Source organism: Sphingopyxis sp. L1A2A, from assembly GCF_005502465.1.
In the GTDB taxonomy this organism is placed as follows: domain Bacteria; phylum Pseudomonadota; class Alphaproteobacteria; order Sphingomonadales; family Sphingomonadaceae; genus Sphingopyxis.
This window is the reverse complement of record NZ_SCOT01000004.1, coordinates 82048-98924: the sequence shown is the minus strand read 5'-3', so window position 1 is coordinate 98924 and position 16877 is coordinate 82048. Positions and strand designations below refer to the sequence as shown.

Genomic DNA, 16877 nt, shown 5'->3' with positions numbered 1-16877 from the left:
ATTATCCCGCCTGAAAGGATCGCTGCCATTCGCACGGAATGGACGCAGTGTGATCTCATCTAGGCGAGTTGGTTACGATACGCTTCGCGTAAGGCCTTTTTGTCGATCTTTCCCGTTGCAGTGAGCGGTACTGTCGCGAACAGGATGTCGTCCGGCAGCCACCAACGAACAACCTTCGTCTCCAGATGCGCGCGAATTGCGTCGGCTGTGACGGCTTGACCTTCATGCGTTTCGATCACGAGAAGGGGGCGCTCTTCCCATTTTGGATGATATACGCCAACGACCGCCGGGACCCGGACGCCGGGGTACCCAACCGCCGCATTCTCGATATCAATCGAGCTGATCCATTCGCCCCCGGACTTGATCACATCTTTCTCGCGGTCGGTCAGCCGGAGAAAGCCGAAGCGATCGATCGTACCGATGTCCCCGGTGTCGTACCAGCCATCGCTCCCGGCGCCCTCAATATCGGGGAAATAGCGATCGACGACCCACGGTCCGCGGACCTGGAGCGCACCCGCCTGCTCACCGTCCCAGGGGAGCGGCGTGCCATCGCCGTCGATAATGCGCAGTTCGATGCCAAATTGCATGCGACCCTGCTTCGTCAGCGGGAGGTCGTTCGCGAAATCCTCGCCTTCGGCCATCAGGAGCGGGGAGGGCGTCGAAATCACGCCGAGCGGATTGGTTTCGGTCATGCCCCAGAGCTGCAGCACAGTGACACCATATTTGGCTCGGAATGTCTCGGCCATCGCCCGGGGGACGGCCGAGCCCCCAATCACGAGGCGCTTGAGATTGCCGACCCCCGTCCCCGTAGTGTCGAGATGAGCGAGGTACAAGGTCCAGATCGTCGGCACACCACCCGAAAAGGTGACGCCCTCTTCGTTGATCAGGTCGGCAAGACTGGCACCGTCCATCCTGTCACAAGGAAGCACTAGCTTGCAGCCGTTGATCGCTGCCGTGAAGGGAAGTCCCCATGCCGTTGCATGATACATGGACGAGCAGGGCATGATGACATCAAAAGCGCTGAACCCGAAGGCACTGCTTAGACCGGCCGCCATCCCGTGAAGAACGATTGAGCGGTGGCTGTATAGGACGCCCTTGGGGTCGCCCGTCGTCCCCGAAGTGTAGCAAAGAAATGCGGCTGCCTTTTCATCGAAGCTCATCCAGGTGAGGGCTCCGTCCTCGCTTGCCAGCAACGCTTCGTAGTTCAACGTGTCGGCAACATCTGGCGCGATCGTTCCGCGCTCCGCGAGAAGGACATAGCGCTCGATACCCGGAAGGAGAGGACGCAGCCGTGCGACGAGCTCGGCTAGATTGGGCTCGAAGAAGAGAATGCGGCTCCCTGCATGAGCGATAGTGAAGGCGATCTGCTTGTCGCTGAGACGCGGGTTGGCGGTGTGCAATACGGCGCCCATGCCCGGCGCCGCATAGAAGAGTTCGAGGTGGCGGTGGGAGTGTTCCAGGCGAGCGAGGAGACGCCGTCGCCCGTCGCAATCCCGAGGACGCCAAGGGCCTGCGCAGCCTGACGCGCACGCTGATCGCAGCGGTGCCAGTCATACCGCCAAACCGGCTCCACGACAGCCTTCGAGACGATCTCCCTCTTGCCGTGCGCGCGCGCTGCATATTCCAATATTCCGCTGATCAGCAGCGGCGCGTCCTGCATCAATCCCCGCAACATGCTGCATCCTTCTTCGCCCCACTGCGCCGTCGCGCGCACGGTTCCGCCTCTCGGTTCCGATCGCCGCGCTGGCTGTCAATGACCGTCATCATGCTGGCCCATGGGCAAACTCCACGGGCCGCGATTGCATTCAGCCAGCAATTCTCAATGATCATATTGCAGCGGCACGGCTTAGGTTCGATCGCCCCCGAGATGTTCTCGCCCGCGTTTCAAATTATTCACTCGCTGGTTTCAGCAACAGCGACAGGAACCGCCAATCGGACCAATCACCTTTTTTCCCCGCCGCTAAGGCGGCAATGTCGAGTTTCGCCTGCCTCACGATCGTAAGCCGAAGCGACGGAATGATATAGAGGCGTTGATCGCCCGCGCCGGCGGCGACGACCATATCCGCCGGTAGTTCGGCGGCATGACTGGTGATATCGGTGGACCGAGTAACAATATCGACAGCCGGCGTGCTACGGGGTAGCCACCAAGTGAGACCGTAGGCAGGATTGACCTGGCTACCCTGGAACATCTCGCCGAATGTCGCTTCGTCGACAAGTGGCCTGCCTTCGAGCTTTCCGCCCCCGCGGACGAACTCGCCGATCTTCGCCCACTCGGATGCGGCCAGCACTAGGCCCTGCGGCATGAGCGGTGCGCCATCGGGGCCGCTGCGCCAATCGCCGACCGTTACGCCTAGCGGCATTAGAATGCGACGCTCGATATAATGGCGAGGGTTGCCGTCCTCGCCTTTGGCGACGAGCTTTCGGCGCATGATTTCGCCGACGACTTGCATCGGAGCAGGGCCATACTGGAATTTCCCGCCCGGTGCCGCCGCGAGCGGTGCCTTGACCGAGTCCAAATACCCTTGGGGTCTCCCGACGGTTGAGGCCTGACCACCTGTCATCGACAGCAGTTGGCGAAGCGTGATCTGTTCCTTTTCGGCGTCGCCCTTCCACTCAGCGAGCGTCTCTGATGCCCGCTCGTCGAGCGTCAAAAGCCCGTCCTGTACGGCCGCCGCCGCCATCAGCCCGACAAGACTCTTGGTGCCCGACCAGAGTTCCTGCGGTGTCGCAATATCTGCAGAACGGCATCGAACCTCGCCATCCTCAAGGATCAGCAGCGCCACGCCAGAGTTTGCCTCGGAATAGGCGATCGCCGCGGCACAGCCGGGAAGAGGAGCGGGTTCGCCTGCCGTGGCCGGCTGTGCCGCAACGGCTGCTGCGAAAAAGAGGATGGTGCGCTTCAAGTTCCGACTCCCATTTTCTGGTGCTTGTCATTCTCGATATTATCGATAATAATTTCATTCGCAATCATCGATTGCTCGCGTGCACTGTCCGATTAGGATGGTGCCGGTAGCAGGGAAAGCCGAACGGAGAGAAATGGGCGCGACGAAGACCGAAGACGACAGTGCACCGACTCAAGACCGCGTCATTGCGCGTCTCTTGACTGACGACATCGTCGAATGGCGCATCCAGCCGGGATCGTGGCTGCGCGAGCGCGAAATCGCCGCGCGCTTCGGGGTGAGCCATGCGCCCGTGCGCGAAGCATTCCGTCATCTTGCGCGGATCGGTCTCGTGAAGGTGGTCCCGTGGCGCGGAACCTATGTGATCGATATCGACGAGCATGCCGCGAACGAGGTCTATGAGCTGTGGAAATCCCTGTTCGGTGTAGTTTGCCGCCTGGCTGCGGTCGAGATGACGGATCGCGACGGGCGCGAACTGATGCACCGTCTGGTCGAATATAAGGATGTCACCCAGCGCACCGAAAATACGTTCGAGCATATCAAAGTCTCGAACCGCATCGGCCGCTTCATCGCCAAGCGGAGCAATGCGCCGCTCGCGCTGGAGCTCCTCGACCGGGTCGCGCTGCTCGCGCGCTGGCAGCACAATGTCTATACCGACAGCTATATCGAGACGCATGGCAATGACGCCGCGAAGCGATCGGCCATCCTCTACGACGCGCTTTGCCGCCATATCGTCACGCGCGATGGCGATGCCGCCGATGCGGTGGCGCGCGATCTGATCGGCGTTACTCAGAATAGTTTCGGGCGCGCACTCGAGGAATATAAGGCCCGGCACGCAAAGACTAAGCCCAGCCGCCGCCGCGCAAAAGTGACATGAGCCGCCTCCCGACCGACCGCCGCACGTTGCTTAAGGCGGGCCTCGCGGCGCCGATCGCATTGCAGGTTAACTCCGCTGCCGCTGTATCTCGGGATTTGACCATGTTCGGCTCCGAACGCCTCTTCACCGACGTCCAAAGCTATACCGAGGCCGGCAACAAGCAGTCGGGCGGCGAGGGCGATCGTTGGACCGCCGACTGGACAGCGAAGCGGCTGTCCAGTGCCGGATTCGAAGTCGAACGCCAGACGTTTGACGTGCCTTGGTTCGAGGCCTCGCGCTGCGACCTCAGGCTCGGCGACATCACGATACCGCTCGTCGCACAACCGCTCGCCATCGAAACCGGCGAGGCTGGACTCGCTGCGCCGCTGCGCCTCGCAGAAATTCCTGAACGCCTCGACGGCGCGATCGCCGTAGTGCGCCTGCCTTTCCGCCGCTGGTCGAGCCTCGTAGATCGTGCAGCGCGCGAGCCGCTCGCCGATGCGCTTGCGCGCGGTGCGAGCGGGGTCATTCTCATTACGACCGGGCCGACGGGCGAGGCCTTGCTCCTCAATGTCCCGGCCGGTCATCCCGTATCGGAAAAGCCACTTGCCTTGCTCGCGCCGCGACTCGCCGCCCCGGTGATTGAAGCCGCGCGCCACGGTGCCGCGGCGAAATTAGCGCTGCGCGGGCGCGGTGGGGCTCGGGCAGCTCAGAATATAATCGGGCGACTCGTTCGCTCCGGCCGCCCTTGGCTCGTCGTCTCGACGCCGCGTTCAGGCTGGACCGATTGCGCCGGCGAGCGGGGGCCGGGCATCGCGATGTGGCTCGCGCTCGCCGACTGGATGCCCCGAGCGTTTCCCCAGCACAGCCTGCTCTTTCTGTGCAACAGCGGGCATGAATATGAGAATCTCGGTGCGAGCCATATCGCCGACAAGTTTGGTCCAGCCCCCAGCGAGACGGCTTTCTGGTTGCATCTCGGCGCCAATGCCGCAGCACGTGACTATCAGGAAATGCCGGGGCGCTTGCTGCCGCTGCCGAGTGCCGATCCCTATCGTTTTCTCATGACATCGCCCGAATTCGTTGCGCGTGCGCGCGAGATATTCAAAGGCCAGCCAGGGTTGGAAATGGCCTATCCTTCGGCGGAAGGCACAGCGGGCGAACTCTCGGAAGTGATAAAGGCCGGCTACACACGTCATGCTGGCATCTTTGGCGCACACCGTCATCACCACGCTGTGACCGACGATTTATCTACCGTCACACCTGACCCGCTTGCCGCTACGGCGCGGGGCGTCCGCGACCTGCTGAGCGCCGTCGTCTCCTAAACCCGTGACCCACGTGCAATGACATTGCGCTTTCCGGCTTGACTCGCTCGCGTTTTCTGCACAAAATTATCGATAATAATTGCGATAACAAAATGGGGAGAGTGACCATGGGACGCAGGGCGAACCTTCTTTTCTGCACGGCCGCAATTTGGGTAGCCGTCGCTCCGCCTGCTTTCGCGCAAGACAGACCGCCCGAAGCTCTTCCGGACGCGGCGGAAGCGAACGATGACGGCGCGATCGTCGTGACGGCGCGGCGCCGCGAGGAGCGGCTCGCCGACGTTCCTACAGCCGCTTCTGTCATCGATATCACCTCACTCACCGATCGCGGCGGCGCAAGCGGCAGCGGCGAATTGCTAGCAGACCAGCCGAGCGTCAGGTTCAACAATCTCAGCTCATCGATCACTTCCGAGATTTCGATCCGCGCCTCGTCGACCGCGCGCGCGACCAATGGCGATCCCAGCGTCGGCCTGTATCGCAACGGTGCCTATATCGCCGGTGGTCCCGTGGGCGGGCGAAACTTCACCCGCCTCGATCTCCTCGATATCGGCCGGGTCGAGGTGCTGCGGGGGACACAGGGCGCACTCTATGGCCGCAACGCGGTCGGCGGCGCGATCAATATCATTTCGGCCGAGCCCGAATTCGATCTCTCAGGCTGGGCGAGTGCGCGCTACGGCTTCGAGAATAACAGCTTCCAGACGCAAGGCGCGATCAATGTTCCGCTTGCCGAAGGTCTTGCGATCCGTCTCAGCGGCGATCTCGTCGAGCAGGACAAGGGCTTCTTCTACAATCCGGACAACGACGTCTATTTCGACCAACAGAAGGGTCATGGTCTGCGCGGCCAGATCCGTCTCAAACGCGGACCCGTCGACGCGATCATCATGGCCGAGACCCAGCGGCTGACGACCCCGGCGGTTCATTATCAGATTTCCATCCCCGCCGGCACGCCAGGCTTCCCGGGGGGATATACCCAGGATCGCTTCCGCTATCCCTGGAACACGGCGCCCCGTGCCAGCCAGGATGTCGATGGACTGCAGGCGATTATCCGCGTGGACTTGGGCGGCGCCGACCTCACCTCGACAACATCCTTTCGCAAGCGCCACTCGGAATATGACCTTGACAATGACGCGGTGAGCCCGGCCGAACTTGCGCGCGCGCGCGCTGCAGGTCAGATCGGGGCGCTAACCCCGCTCGACCCGAGCGGCGCCTCCTATGTCGTCGACACCACCGACAATTTCTCGCAGGACATCCATGTGACGGGCGCGAGCGACCGTCTGACCTGGCTCGTGGGCGCCGAGATGCTGCTGCTCGACAGCGATTTCTCCGTGACGACGACGCGCACGCCGACGCTTGCCAATCCTTCTCCGGGCAACATCGCCCCCGCCCGGCTCCATTTCGAAAGCTATGCGGCTTATGGTTCGCTCGGTTTCGATATCACCGACAGCCTCAACTTGACCGGCGAGCTCCGCTATACACGCGACAGCCGGAGCATCAGCGCGCGGCTCTATGATCTCGCGACAGGCCTGCCAACAGGCGGGTCATCGCGGATTATCGACGACAACATCAGCGCCGACAATCTCTCCTACAATGCGACGCTTTCGTACAAACTTACTCCAAATATTCTCGCCTATGGCAAGGTCGGCAGCAGCTACCGCGCCGGCGGTTTCAACACGCGCCTGTCCGATCCCCGCGCTCCGAGCCCGGTACAGGTACTGTTCGGCAACGAAAGCAGCACCTCCTATGAGGTCGGCATCAAGGGCAGCCCGGTGCGGCGCGGCTATTTCGCAATCGCGGGATATTATACCGAGCTCAAGGATCTGATCGCGCAGGTCGACGATGGATGCGCGCTGACCAACGCGGCCTGCCCGGTCGCCGCGGTCGCCTATCTCACTAATGCCGGTAATGCGAAGAGCTGGGGTATCGAGGCAGAATATAGCCACGGATTCGACCTTGGAGAAGGCGACGGCCGCCTCGCGCTCAGCGGCTCGCGGCAGGGCGGCAAGGTCAAGACGGGCCGATACGACGGTCTCGATCTCGCGCAGGTTCCCGACTGGCTCGCCTCGGCGAACCTCAATCTTCGCTATCCGGTCACCGGCGACGTTGCCTTGACGAGCAATGTGCTTGTCAGCGGACAATGGGGTGGCAAGCAGGAGCTGACCGCAACGTCGGTCGACCTCGACAATTATGTCCTCGTCAATCTTCGCATCGGCGTCGACTTCGGAAAGGTCAATGTGAGCGCCTTCGCGAACAACCTCTTCGACAAGCTCTACTATGTTGCCCAGGCGCCGACGATCAACCGTTACAGCCAACCCCGGGTGATAGGCGTCGAGGGCCGCATTTCTTTCTAGGGGATATGCTTGCCCGCGGCCTGCGGCCGCCAGCCGAGACGAAAGGGACGGCGAAATGCGGCAATGGGTCATGGCAGCATGTGCTGGAGCCGCGACGCTGCTCGCTTCAGCATCCGCCGCGGCGGCGGTTGCCCCTCCGCAAGCGACGCTGGCGCAGGGGCGACTAACGGGCGCTGCAGAGGCAGGAGTCGAGCGTTTTTTCGATATTCCCTTCGCTGCGCCTCCCGTAGGCGCGCTCCGCTGGCGCGCGCCGCAGGCTCCGCCGCGCTGGGCGGGTATTCGCAATGCCGCGAAGTTCGGACCCGCTTGCCCGCAGATGGTGCGGCCTGCGCTCGTCGCCGGTGGAGTAGCGGATGATCAATCCGAAGACTGCCTACAGCTCAATATCTGGCGCCCGGCCGGCGCGCGGAAACTTCCCGTCATGGTCTGGATCCATGGCGGTGCGCATGTCATCGGGTCGGGTACGTTCCCGGCTTTCGACGGTACAGCCTTCGCAAGGCAAGGGGTCATTCTTGTCACGATCAACTACCGGCTCGGCGCACTCGGCTATTTTGCCCACCCGGCTCTGAGCGCAGCCAAGCCGCGTCGCGAGGCGCTCGCCAATTATGGCCTCATGGACCAGATGGCCGCCCTTCGCTGGGTCCAGAAAAATATCGCAGCCTTTGGTGGCGATCCGGGGAAGGTCACTTTGTTCGGCGAGTCCGCGGGGGCAATCGGCGTGACGACGATCCTCGCCCACTCCGAAGCCAAGGGCCTGTTCGCGCGCGCCATCGTACAGTCGGGCGTCGGCCTACTCGACCCGCGCCCGCTTATCGAGCAGGAAGCGCTAGGCACGGCATTGGCGGCTCGCGCCGGCGCGCCGCCTTCGGCGACGATCGACGCGCTCCGGGCGCTTTCGGCCGACGCGCTCGTCGCGGCCGGCGATGTCCGGACGCCGGGCGCGATGGTCGGCCCCATTCTCGACGGCGAGCTGGTGCGCGAAGCGCCATGGCGCGTTTTTGCGCGCAGTGAGCCGATCGACGTGCCGCTCCTCGTCGGCGCTAACAGCAACGAAGCCAGCGTAATCCTCGCCATGGGCGTGCCGCCGGCGGCCGCGCTCACCTATCTCGGGCCCGACCAGGCGGCGGGCCGCGCCGCCTATGGCACCGGGCTCGCCGATGACGAACTGGCCCGCCAAATTCTGGGCGACGCCTGGTTCGTCGCACCGTCGCGATGGCTCGCGGCGCGGACGTCCGCCGGCGCGCCGTCCTACCTCTATCATTTCGACTATGTTGCAGCAGCGCGCCGCGATCGGGCGAAGGGCGCCGGGCATGGCTCCGAAATTCCCTATATTTTCGGGACGCTGGGCTATTTCGCTTCGCTCGCCGGCCCCGTCGACGACGAGGATCGCCGCTTCGGCGAAGGCGTGTCCGCCTGCTGGGTCGCTTTCGCGAAGAATGGCGTACCCGACTGCGCGCTGGTGCCTGACTGGCCCCGGTACCAGCCGACTGACGACCGTCTCGCACATCTCGCGCCCCGGTCAGCCGTCGTCGCCGGTTTTCGCAAGGCGCAACTCGACCACCTGCTGAAAATCCATTTCGCGGCAGGCCAACCCAGGCCTTAGCCCGCTCGGCCAAACAGGCCCACCGTTTCGAAACGTGCAACGAAGCTGGGAGAGATAAAATGTCTGGACGACGGAAATCGATATGGCTTGCCGCCGGCGCCGCATTGGTCGGCGTAGCGGTTTTTGCGGCGCAAAGTGGCTTCGGGAGCAGCGACGGCGGCGAAACGCGTCCGATGGTCCAACTGCCACCCGCGCCGTCCGCCGCCAAGGCGACGGCATCCGCTGCGTCGGCGCTCGCGACCGCAAGCCTCACAACGACCGTCGGCGGTTACACCTATGACTGGACAGCGCTGAAGGCCGCGATCGTCGCTGACACCGAAGTCGCTAGTGGCTATTTCATTGTCGGGAACGCGTCCGATCCCACTTATCTTTTCGAATTCGACAAGGGCAGTTTTGGCATCGACCGGGTGACACCGCTCGCCTCGGCTTCCAAATGGTTTGCTGGCGCGCTCGGCATGCGCATGGTGCAGGCGGGCATTGCCACGCTCGACGATCCGATGCGGCCACCACTCGCCTTCTGGACGACGAGCGGAACGAAGAAGGATGTCAAACTCAAGCATACGCTGTCGATGACATCGGGCTTTAATGCGAGCCCGCTCGTCGGCGGCTGCCAGCTTCTCCCGACTTTTGGTCTCTATAACTGCGCCAAGAGCATCCACGACCTGCGCTACGACATCCTGCGCCCGGGCAATGCGCCTGGTGCTCAATATAGCTACGGTCCTCACGGCATTCAGGTCGCAGGGGCGTATTTGGAGGCCAAGGATACAAGCATAGAACCAGGAACGTCGCCAGCACGCGAGCGGAACTTCCACGAACTGTTTGCGCAGCACGTCACCATCCCGCTCGGGATGTCAAGCACCACGTGGTACGATCCCCACCCCCCCGCGACCGTCCCAACCAATCCGTGGGTGGCCGGCGGCGCCTTCTCCACGCCGCGCGACTATGCGAAACTGCTGCGCGCGTTCCTCGGCGGCAGCTTCATCACCAACATGACGGCCTTCACGCAGCCGCGCACGATCGGACTGCCGCGTGTTTTCGTTCCGGCGAGCACAGTGAACTGGGAATATGCGCTCGGCTCCTTCGTCGAATGCGACACGCCCTCGGCGTGCGCGACGTCGAAGATCAACTCTTCGCCCGGCGCCTATGGCTGGACCGGCTGGATCGATCGCGAGACCGGCTATTATGCCCTGATCGCGACCGAAATATCGAGCGGAGGCGACCGCAAGGGCGTCGAGCTCGAGCAGGTCATGCAGGATCTGATCGAGGATGCGATTGCGAACCGCACTCCGGCGCCCTGACCCGATCGGCAAAACTTCGCCTATGGTGCCTGGGCCAGGCCGCGCCGTGAGGTAGCGGTCTGGCTCAACGGAGGGGGCTGGACACCGCGTGGTTGTGCTGACAGCCGGCTTTCGAAGGGCATGAAGGACCGCTTTCTCGATCATGGAGCGGTTCAATACGAACGCGAGTAGAGCAAGTAGAACCGAAGGCGGACCATCTCGCCCTGCGCATCTTGCTCGAGCGTTCGGCGCGACGCATGACAGCGCCAAACGCGGTGCCGCAACTATGCCCTAAGACTTAGTTCCGCTCGATAACTCGCCGCAGCCGATCAGCGATGATCAAAAGGTCGCCGAGGCAGGACCGCACCAGCACGATGGCTGCGAGAAGTGCCACGACTCTTGCGCGATGGTCAGGCGACGTAAGCACCTCTACCACTCGCTATCAAGGTTCCGTCTGCAGACACAATCCGCGTCCCGGCTATGCTTATCTGCCGACCCAGTTTGACCGGCCTGCCGATCGCCCGCATCAGCCCTGGCAAGGCCGGTCGGTGAAAATCGACGTGCAAGTTTGCCGTAGCCCGCGCAGACCCTCCCATGGCAATGACCGTGTAAAGGCCGGTAAGATCGATCAGCGCCGATAAAATGCCACCATGCGCTGCGCCGACCGTCGGATTTGAGATTATTTCGTCTCGCCAGGGCATTGAGATCACCAACTCGTCGGTGCCGACCTCGGCGATCCTGAGCCCGAGCCAGCGGTGGAAAGGCGCAAGCAACAGCAGCTCCCCCAGTTCCTCAAGCCCAGGGGCGACCCGTGGGGCGTTCATGACTTCATCTCCATTTCATGGGTGCTGAGCAAAAACTCCACAATTGACTTGCCAAACGCGTCATTCTCGTCGCCCACCACCATATGGGTCGCATTCGCGATGTCGCTATATGCCATATGCGGGACCAATCTTCGGAAATGCTTGACGGCTTCCAGCGAAACTAGGTCGCTCGACCCACCGCGGATCAGATGCACAGGCAAGGCTAAACTGGCAGCGGCGGCGCTCAGTTCGCTGCGGCCATTGTCGCTTGAGACACCGCCTTGCCGCGTAACTCCTTCGATGAAGGTCGGGTCCCAATGCCAATAGAAGCGCCCATCGTCCTTGCGGCGCAGATAGTGGGCGAGCCCAGGCGAGGCCTTCCGGCTAGGCCGATGGGGCAGATAGTCGGAAATGACCTCAGCGGCCTCCTCCACCGACGCAAACCCTTCGCGCGCATGGGCCGCCATGAAACCGACCACGCGGGCAACGCCGCTCGGTTCCATCTGCGGCGTGACGTCGACCAAGGTAAGCGATCCAAAACTCCCCGGTGCGCGGTTTCCCTCCGCAATGATCCCAGCCAGCCCCCCAAGCGATGCGCCGATCATCGCCGGCTTTCTTCGCATCGCCGCAGCGATCTCAACGAGATCGGCCGCGAAATCGGAAATGTCATAAGCCCCATCACTGGCCCAAGCGCTCTCGCCGTGCCCGCGCATATCGACGGCGATCGTCCGAAAACCGTGGCTCGCGAGTTGACGGGTCACCGACTTCCACGCCCGGCGGGTCTGGCCGCCGCCGTGCGCCAAAATCACCGGAAAGCCCAGTTCCGGTCCATCGATCGACGCCGCGATTGCATGGCCCGCTTTTCCCGCAAGCGTGATCGTCCGATCATACATTCAGGCATCATACTGTATCATATCTTACAGTAAAGCATGTTCATATGCCGATAGTGGCTTTACAGTTTCAGCCGATGGTCGACTTTCGCAGCACCAGCGATGCTTCTCTCGGGAAAAGTCTTCTGACGGACTCAGACGAGTTTGTCTTTGTCATCGAAGAAGTGCCACGCAAACTTCGCCGCTTGTTCGACGCCTCAATGGCGCGCTTCGGATTGACCCGAACCCAGTGGCGCGCGCTCGTCTATATTTATCGGACCCCGGGCATTACCCAGACCGATCTCGCCAAATGCTCGAACTGGAGCGTGCCAGCGTTGGCCATGTTGTCGACCAGCTGGAAAGAATGACGCTCGCGGAACGGCGCGCTGCCAAGGGCGACCGGCGCGTCTGGGAGCTTCATCTCTTACCCCGAGCGATCGAAATCCTGCCCCAGCTGCGCGCCGAAGCCGACATGATCTACGCGCGGCTGCTCCATATGATTTCACCGACTGAAATACGCGCGGTCCGCGCATTGCTGACGAAAATGTCAGGCAATCTCGAAAGCGGATCGGAAGACATGCCTCCTCGATAGAAGCATTGAAAGATTTGAAATGGCCGACGCCATTCATCGTCAGCAAGCCGATTTCCCCAATTGGCGCCGCTCGCGTTTGCGGCGGCGCACCGCCGCCGTTCTGCCCCCTCTGCACCAAATCGCCAGCACTGACGACTAACGAATTGCGAATATGGCGGCAGGGAGCCCTACCTAACCTCTTGTCGTGTCAGCAAAATCGTCCGACCGAGCCGGCGATCTTTCGGCGGTGAGGGCTCTTCCTCGAGGCAGACCGCTCTTGGCTTCGCATGCCAACGCCAATTGACCGACGAGCCATTTTGTGCAACGTGTTGTCTACTAGGAAACGAATCTCTGCTTGGAGACCGACATGGCTCAACCCGAGCGCTTCATGCGAGGACAGAGTGCCGGTGGCTGCGCTTGTGGCGACGGGCCGGTCTTTGAAGTGAGGCTGGGCGCCGACGGTCAGCCTCTGGCATTCGCCGACGCCTATCCCAACGCGCTTCCAATCCTGAAGAGGCTCGCACGCGGTCGGGTACCGAACAAGCTAGTGCTTCCCCTTTCGGCGGATCGCCCGACACGACACGTCTGATATCGGGGCAGCGGGGACTACCAGATCGCTCTCGACGGGCTCGCCGAAGCCGGCCGCTCTTTGCCTCGGGCCCTGCGCGTTGAAGGATCGAACGTTCGCGACGAGCGGGCGATAACAACCCTATGCTGCCAGGTGCCGCTCAGCACATCGCCCCGGTCATGACGACACCCCTCTCGGGACTCGCGATAAGGCTTGCCCCGAATCAAAACAAACAGTACAGACTGACTGATCATTGGATTTGAGGTGGCAAATGCTGGAGCAGCTACGGTTCGTACGGATCCCGGTTCAGTCGCTTAGCGAAGCCACGCGGCTCGCCGTTGATACCGTCGGCCTGCAGCACAGCGAACGGTTGCCGGAAGCCGAACGGTTCCGTTCTGACTCTCGGTCCTATTGCCTGGAGTTCGACGGTTCCGGGAGCAGCCTCCGGCCCAGCGTGGCGGTGTCGCTGAGAACCGTCGAGCAGCTGCAGGAAGTCTCCGGGAAACTCAGGGAGCGAAATTGGGATGTCGAGGCGATCCCTCACGATCTGTGTCGAAGCCGCCGCTATCACGCGGGGCTCGCCTGTCGCGACCTAAGCGGCAATCTCATCGAGCTGGTCGTTCGGGCCGAGGAGAGCGGCGAGCGATATTTTCCATCGCGCGATGCGGGAATTGTCGGCCTGTCACACGTGATCCTCGGCAGCCGGGACCCGGCGTCTGACGCCGCTGTGTGGGTGGACATCCTCGGAGCGCGGATCACCGATCGGGTGGGCGACGCAATCTACCTCGGCTGGGACGATCAGCATCACAGGATCATGATTGTGCCGAGCAAGCGCGAGAGCTTCCTCGTCGTGGGGTTTGAGGTCGAGAGCATCGACGCCGTGATGCAGTCGAAATATTTTCTCCTTGACCGGCAGGTCGGCATTGTCCGCGGCCCAGGCAAGGAACCCGCGAGCGGTGAAGTGTTTCTGACCTTCAGCGGGCCCTCGCCCGACAGCTATTTCACCTATTCGACCCGATCGGATCCGTCGCCCGTCGGACGCCGGCCACGGCAGTTTGCCGATTCTCCCGCCTCGCTATGCAGTTGGGGTTCGACCTCCAACCTCGAAGAATTGGGAGGAACGTTGCCATGACCATCAACATCATTGACATCGCTTATACTCGTCTCAAGACACCGGATGTCGCGGCCGCTACCGATTTCGCCACGCGAATACTTGGCCTGGAGCCTGTCGATCGCGCGGTTGATCGCCTGTCGTTTCGCTCCGATAGTCGCATGAGCACGATGAGCTACGAGATCGGCGACCCATCCGAAACGATTGTCGGCTTCGAATTGGCGAATGGGGAGGATCTCCTCAATGCGGCGAAAACGCTCGAAGCATTAGGGTATGAGGTGTGCTACGGTTCGCATGAGGAACGCGAGCAGCGGCACGTTTCCGAATTCATAGCCTTTCGTGACCCCAGCGGGGGACGCATCGAATTCGCGGTTTCGCCGCAGATCGGTGGCAATGGCGCGCAGCTGTCTCGCGACGCGGGAATTACGGGTTTCAGTCACGTCGGTCTGTTCAGCCGGGATCCCGGTCGCGATGAGCATTTCTGGACCCAAATATGCAATGCACGCGTCAGTGACCGGGTAGGCGAGCTCCCGCTGCTCCGTCTGAGCCAGATTCACCACAGCATCGCGCTCGTCCCCGCAGACCGGTGCGGTATCCAGCACATCAACCACCAGGTTCAGTCGATCGACGATGTGCAGCGCAGCTACGCGCTGCTTAGCCAGCATAAGGTTCCCATCGTCTTCGGACCCGGCCGGCATCCGACTTCGGGCGCGCGGTTCGTATATTTCGAGGGTCCCGACGGGATGGTCTTTGAATATTCCGTCGGCGTGCGCGAGGTCGACGAAGAGACCTACAGGGAACGCCAGTTCGGCTTTGAACCGAAGAGCTTCTGCATGTGGGGCGCAACCCCGAAAATCAAGGAGTTGTCCACATAGACTTGGGCCCCGGTGGGCAGCGGGCATGGGATGAATGTGACCGCATCGCGAGGTGACGCGGGCGGCGAAATAGCAAAGAGAAAGGATGGGAGATGACGGTTCCGGAGGCTTATCTTCAAGACATTGTCTGGCCGGCAAATTTTAACGAAATCCCCAAGGAGATTTTCGTCCGGCAAGACCTCTACCAAGCCGAGATCGACCGGATTTTCCGTGGAGCCGAGTGGCATCCCGTTGCGCACGAAAGCGAAGTGCCGCACCCGGGGGACTTCAAAACCTGCAATCTTGCGGACGTCCCCCTGCTCATCATCCGCGGCGACGACGGACGGGTCAGGGCATTCTTCAACGCCTGCTCACATCGCAGCACCCAGATCGAGGTAAAGCCTTCGGGCAATCGAGCCGAATTCGAATGCCCCTATCATCGGTGGCTGTTCAACAAAGAGGGCGAGTTGGTCGGCTGCCCCAATCAGCGCGAATTCATCCCCGGTTTCGACAAGAAAGACTATCCGCTGACCCAGCCGCGGCAGGAATCGGTCGGCGGCCTCCTGTTCGTGACGCTGTCGCCGGACACCGAAAGCCTCGACGACTTCCTGCAGGAAGCGAAAGGGTCGTTGCTGGACATCATGGCCGGTGACGGACGCCTCAAGCTGATTGGCTATCATCGGGTCCGGTATCTGACCAACTGGAAAGCCTATAGCGACAACGACGGCTATCATCCGCCGCTCCTGCACCAGGCGTTCACGATGCTCAACTGGCAGGGCGGCGCAGGCCGCCAGTATGCGACTACCGGACGTGGCCATTATTGCATCGAAACCGAGTTGACCGTTCCCCAGCCCACGAGCGTAATCCGCGATGCTTCGGTCATCGAGTTTCGCGACGAGGGGCGGCCGAAAAACGCCAGCGTGCTCGCTCTCTTTCCGATGCTCGTCGCCTCAAATTACCTGAACGTCATCAGCATCCGTTTCGCTACGCCTGTCGCAATCGACGAGGTGGAAGTCACCTACGCCTATTTCGCGCATCAGGACGACGATGACGCGATGGTCTTGCACCGAATAAGGCAAAGCTCCAACGCGATCGGCCCGTCCGGCCTGATCAGTATGGAAGACGCCTCGGTTTTCCACCGGGTCCAGATCGGCAATCGCACCCCCGGCAAGGCCATCTTCCAAAAAGGCGTCACCGATCCATCCCGGCTCGGGTTCGAATTCCGTCAGAACGACGAGAGCGGCAATCTTCCGCACTGGGAATATTATCGCGCCGCCATGGGCTTCCGGAGGAGGGAGGCATGACGCGCTTGACGCTCGACGAGCTCGCGCGGCTCGATGAACTCCAGTCGGCATATATGTCGGCACTGGACGGGAAGAAAATGCGGTCGTGGCTCGACACGTTCGAAGATGATCCGAGCGCGAGTTACATCTGCATCGCGCGCAACGATGTCGAGAGCGGCCTGCGCGTGGCGATGATGCTCGACGACTGCCGCGACAGGTTAATCGATCGCTGCACCTTCATCGAAGACATATGGGCGGGTACATTCCAGGACTATCGTACCCGGCATTTCGTTCAGCGCGTGCACGCCAGCCGCCGCGCGGATGGTCTCGTCGACATGGTCTCGAACTTCTCCGTGATCTTTACCCCCGACGATACCGGGCTGCCGCAGCAGCTGGCCGCCGGGACCTACGAGGACATTATTCGAATGGAAGACGATCAATGTCGCTTTCTGTCGCGGAACGCGGTGACCGACAACGCGGTCGTGCCGCGGTATCTGGTGTTTCCTTTGTGAGCG

The 16877-nt window shown here is 61.9% G+C and carries 15 protein-coding genes; 11 read left to right on the top strand and 4 right to left on the bottom strand.

Going from position 1 to position 16877, the window contains the following annotated elements; translation table 11 throughout:
• Positions 1-59: 59 nt before the first annotated feature.
• Positions 60-1412, bottom strand: a complete 1353-nt coding sequence (locus FFS68_RS04230) for an AMP-binding protein (protein ID WP_231732773.1) — start codon at positions 1410-1412, stop codon at positions 60-62.
• Between the two features lie 477 nt (positions 1413-1889).
• Positions 1890-2903 carry a serine hydrolase domain-containing protein gene (locus FFS68_RS04225; RefSeq protein ID WP_037557614.1) on the bottom strand — a complete coding sequence of 338 codons (1014 nt, stop codon included), beginning with the start codon at positions 2901-2903 and terminating at the stop codon, positions 1890-1892.
• Between the two features lie 196 nt (positions 2904-3099).
• Here FFS68_RS04225 and FFS68_RS04220 point away from each other — a divergent pair, with 196 nt between their 5' ends.
• From FFS68_RS04220 to FFS68_RS04200, 5 genes are all read left to right on the top strand, one after another.
• Positions 3100-3777, top strand: coding sequence for a GntR family transcriptional regulator (locus tag FFS68_RS04220; protein WP_197411506.1), 678 nt, complete (start codon positions 3100-3102; stop codon positions 3775-3777).
• Positions 3774-5078 carry a hypothetical protein gene (locus FFS68_RS04215; protein ID WP_037557615.1) on the top strand — a complete coding sequence of 435 codons (1305 nt, stop codon included), beginning with the start codon at positions 3774-3776 and terminating at the stop codon, positions 5076-5078. Before FFS68_RS04220 ends, FFS68_RS04215 begins: the two co-directional genes overlap by 4 nt.
• 242 nt (positions 5079-5320) lie before the next feature.
• Positions 5321-7423 (top strand): TonB-dependent receptor, encoded by a 2103-nt coding sequence (locus tag FFS68_RS04210; RefSeq protein WP_161786579.1) that lies wholly within the window; start codon positions 5321-5323, stop codon positions 7421-7423.
• Positions 7424-7478: 55 nt separating this feature from the next.
• A complete protein-coding gene (locus tag FFS68_RS04205; RefSeq protein ID WP_037557617.1) occupies positions 7479-9026 on the top strand; it encodes a carboxylesterase family protein in 1548 nt (515 codons plus the stop codon).
• Between the two features lie 59 nt (positions 9027-9085).
• Positions 9086-10324, top strand: coding sequence for a serine hydrolase domain-containing protein (locus FFS68_RS04200; RefSeq protein WP_058539115.1), 1239 nt, complete (start codon positions 9086-9088; stop codon positions 10322-10324).
• A gap of 389 nt (positions 10325-10713) precedes the next feature.
• Here FFS68_RS04200 and FFS68_RS04195 read toward each other — a convergent pair whose 3' ends face one another.
• Both FFS68_RS04195 and FFS68_RS04190 read right to left on the bottom strand, forming a co-directional pair.
• Complete coding sequence (locus FFS68_RS04195; protein WP_037557619.1) at positions 10714-11127, bottom strand: hotdog fold thioesterase; 414 nt, start codon at positions 11125-11127, stop codon at positions 10714-10716.
• A complete protein-coding gene (locus tag FFS68_RS04190; RefSeq protein ID WP_037557620.1) occupies positions 11124-11999 on the bottom strand; it encodes an alpha/beta hydrolase in 876 nt (291 codons plus the stop codon). Before FFS68_RS04190 ends, FFS68_RS04195 begins: the two co-directional genes overlap by 4 nt.
• 44 nt (positions 12000-12043) lie before the next feature.
• Here FFS68_RS04190 and FFS68_RS18095 point away from each other — a divergent pair, with 44 nt between their 5' ends.
• The 6 genes from FFS68_RS18095 (at position 12044) to FFS68_RS04165 (ending at position 16874) form a co-directional block, all read left to right on the top strand.
• Positions 12044-12343: a MarR family winged helix-turn-helix transcriptional regulator gene (locus FFS68_RS18095; protein ID WP_037557621.1), complete on the top strand. Its 300-nt coding sequence runs from the start codon at positions 12044-12046 to the stop codon at positions 12341-12343.
• Positions 12340-12567: a hypothetical protein gene (locus tag FFS68_RS18090; RefSeq protein WP_037557622.1), complete on the top strand. Its 228-nt coding sequence runs from the start codon at positions 12340-12342 to the stop codon at positions 12565-12567. The genes FFS68_RS18095 and FFS68_RS18090 overlap by 4 nt, the downstream gene beginning before the upstream one ends.
• A gap of 818 nt (positions 12568-13385) precedes the next feature.
• Positions 13386-14246, top strand: coding sequence for a hypothetical protein (locus FFS68_RS04180; protein WP_052182489.1), 861 nt, complete (start codon positions 13386-13388; stop codon positions 14244-14246).
• Positions 14243-15100 (top strand): VOC family protein, encoded by an 858-nt coding sequence (locus FFS68_RS04175; RefSeq protein ID WP_037557623.1) that lies wholly within the window; start codon positions 14243-14245, stop codon positions 15098-15100. The genes FFS68_RS04180 and FFS68_RS04175 overlap by 4 nt, the downstream gene beginning before the upstream one ends.
• 92 nt (positions 15101-15192) lie before the next feature.
• Complete coding sequence (locus FFS68_RS04170) at positions 15193-16383, top strand: aromatic ring-hydroxylating dioxygenase subunit alpha (protein ID WP_037557624.1); 1191 nt, start codon at positions 15193-15195, stop codon at positions 16381-16383.
• Entirely contained in the window at positions 16380-16874 is a 495-nt protein-coding gene (locus tag FFS68_RS04165; protein ID WP_037557625.1) for an aromatic-ring-hydroxylating dioxygenase subunit beta, read from the top strand. Before FFS68_RS04170 ends, FFS68_RS04165 begins: the two co-directional genes overlap by 4 nt.
• The last annotated feature ends 3 nt before the right edge of the window (positions 16875-16877 follow it).

What these genes read in the sequence shown, in the direction of transcription:
- FFS68_RS04230 (WP_231732773.1), bottom strand. Translation starts at nt 1,412, where the DNA reads ATGGGCGCCGTATTGCACACCGCCAACCCGCGTCTCAGCGACAAGCAG.
- FFS68_RS04215 (WP_037557615.1), top strand. Translation starts at nt 3,774, where the DNA reads ATGAGCCGCCTCCCGACCGACCGCCGCACGTTGCTTAAGGCGGGCCTC.
- FFS68_RS04205 (WP_037557617.1), top strand. Translation starts at nt 7,479, where the DNA reads ATGCGGCAATGGGTCATGGCAGCATGTGCTGGAGCCGCGACGCTGCTC.
- FFS68_RS04200 (WP_058539115.1), top strand. Translation starts at nt 9,086, where the DNA reads ATGTCTGGACGACGGAAATCGATATGGCTTGCCGCCGGCGCCGCATTG.
- FFS68_RS04195 (WP_037557619.1), bottom strand. Translation starts at nt 11,127, where the DNA reads ATGAACGCCCCACGGGTCGCCCCTGGGCTTGAGGAACTGGGGGAGCTG.
- FFS68_RS04190 (WP_037557620.1), bottom strand. Translation starts at nt 11,999, where the DNA reads ATGTATGATCGGACGATCACGCTTGCGGGAAAAGCGGGCCATGCAATC.
- FFS68_RS18095 (WP_037557621.1), top strand. Translation starts at nt 12,044, where the DNA reads ATGCCGATAGTGGCTTTACAGTTTCAGCCGATGGTCGACTTTCGCAGC.
- FFS68_RS18090 (WP_037557622.1), top strand. Translation starts at nt 12,340, where the DNA reads ATGACGCTCGCGGAACGGCGCGCTGCCAAGGGCGACCGGCGCGTCTGG.
- FFS68_RS04180 (WP_052182489.1), top strand. Translation starts at nt 13,386, where the DNA reads ATGCTGGAGCAGCTACGGTTCGTACGGATCCCGGTTCAGTCGCTTAGC.
- FFS68_RS04175 (WP_037557623.1), top strand. Translation starts at nt 14,243, where the DNA reads ATGACCATCAACATCATTGACATCGCTTATACTCGTCTCAAGACACCG.
- FFS68_RS04170 (WP_037557624.1), top strand. Translation starts at nt 15,193, where the DNA reads ATGACGGTTCCGGAGGCTTATCTTCAAGACATTGTCTGGCCGGCAAAT.
- FFS68_RS04165 (WP_037557625.1), top strand. Translation starts at nt 16,380, where the DNA reads ATGACGCGCTTGACGCTCGACGAGCTCGCGCGGCTCGATGAACTCCAG.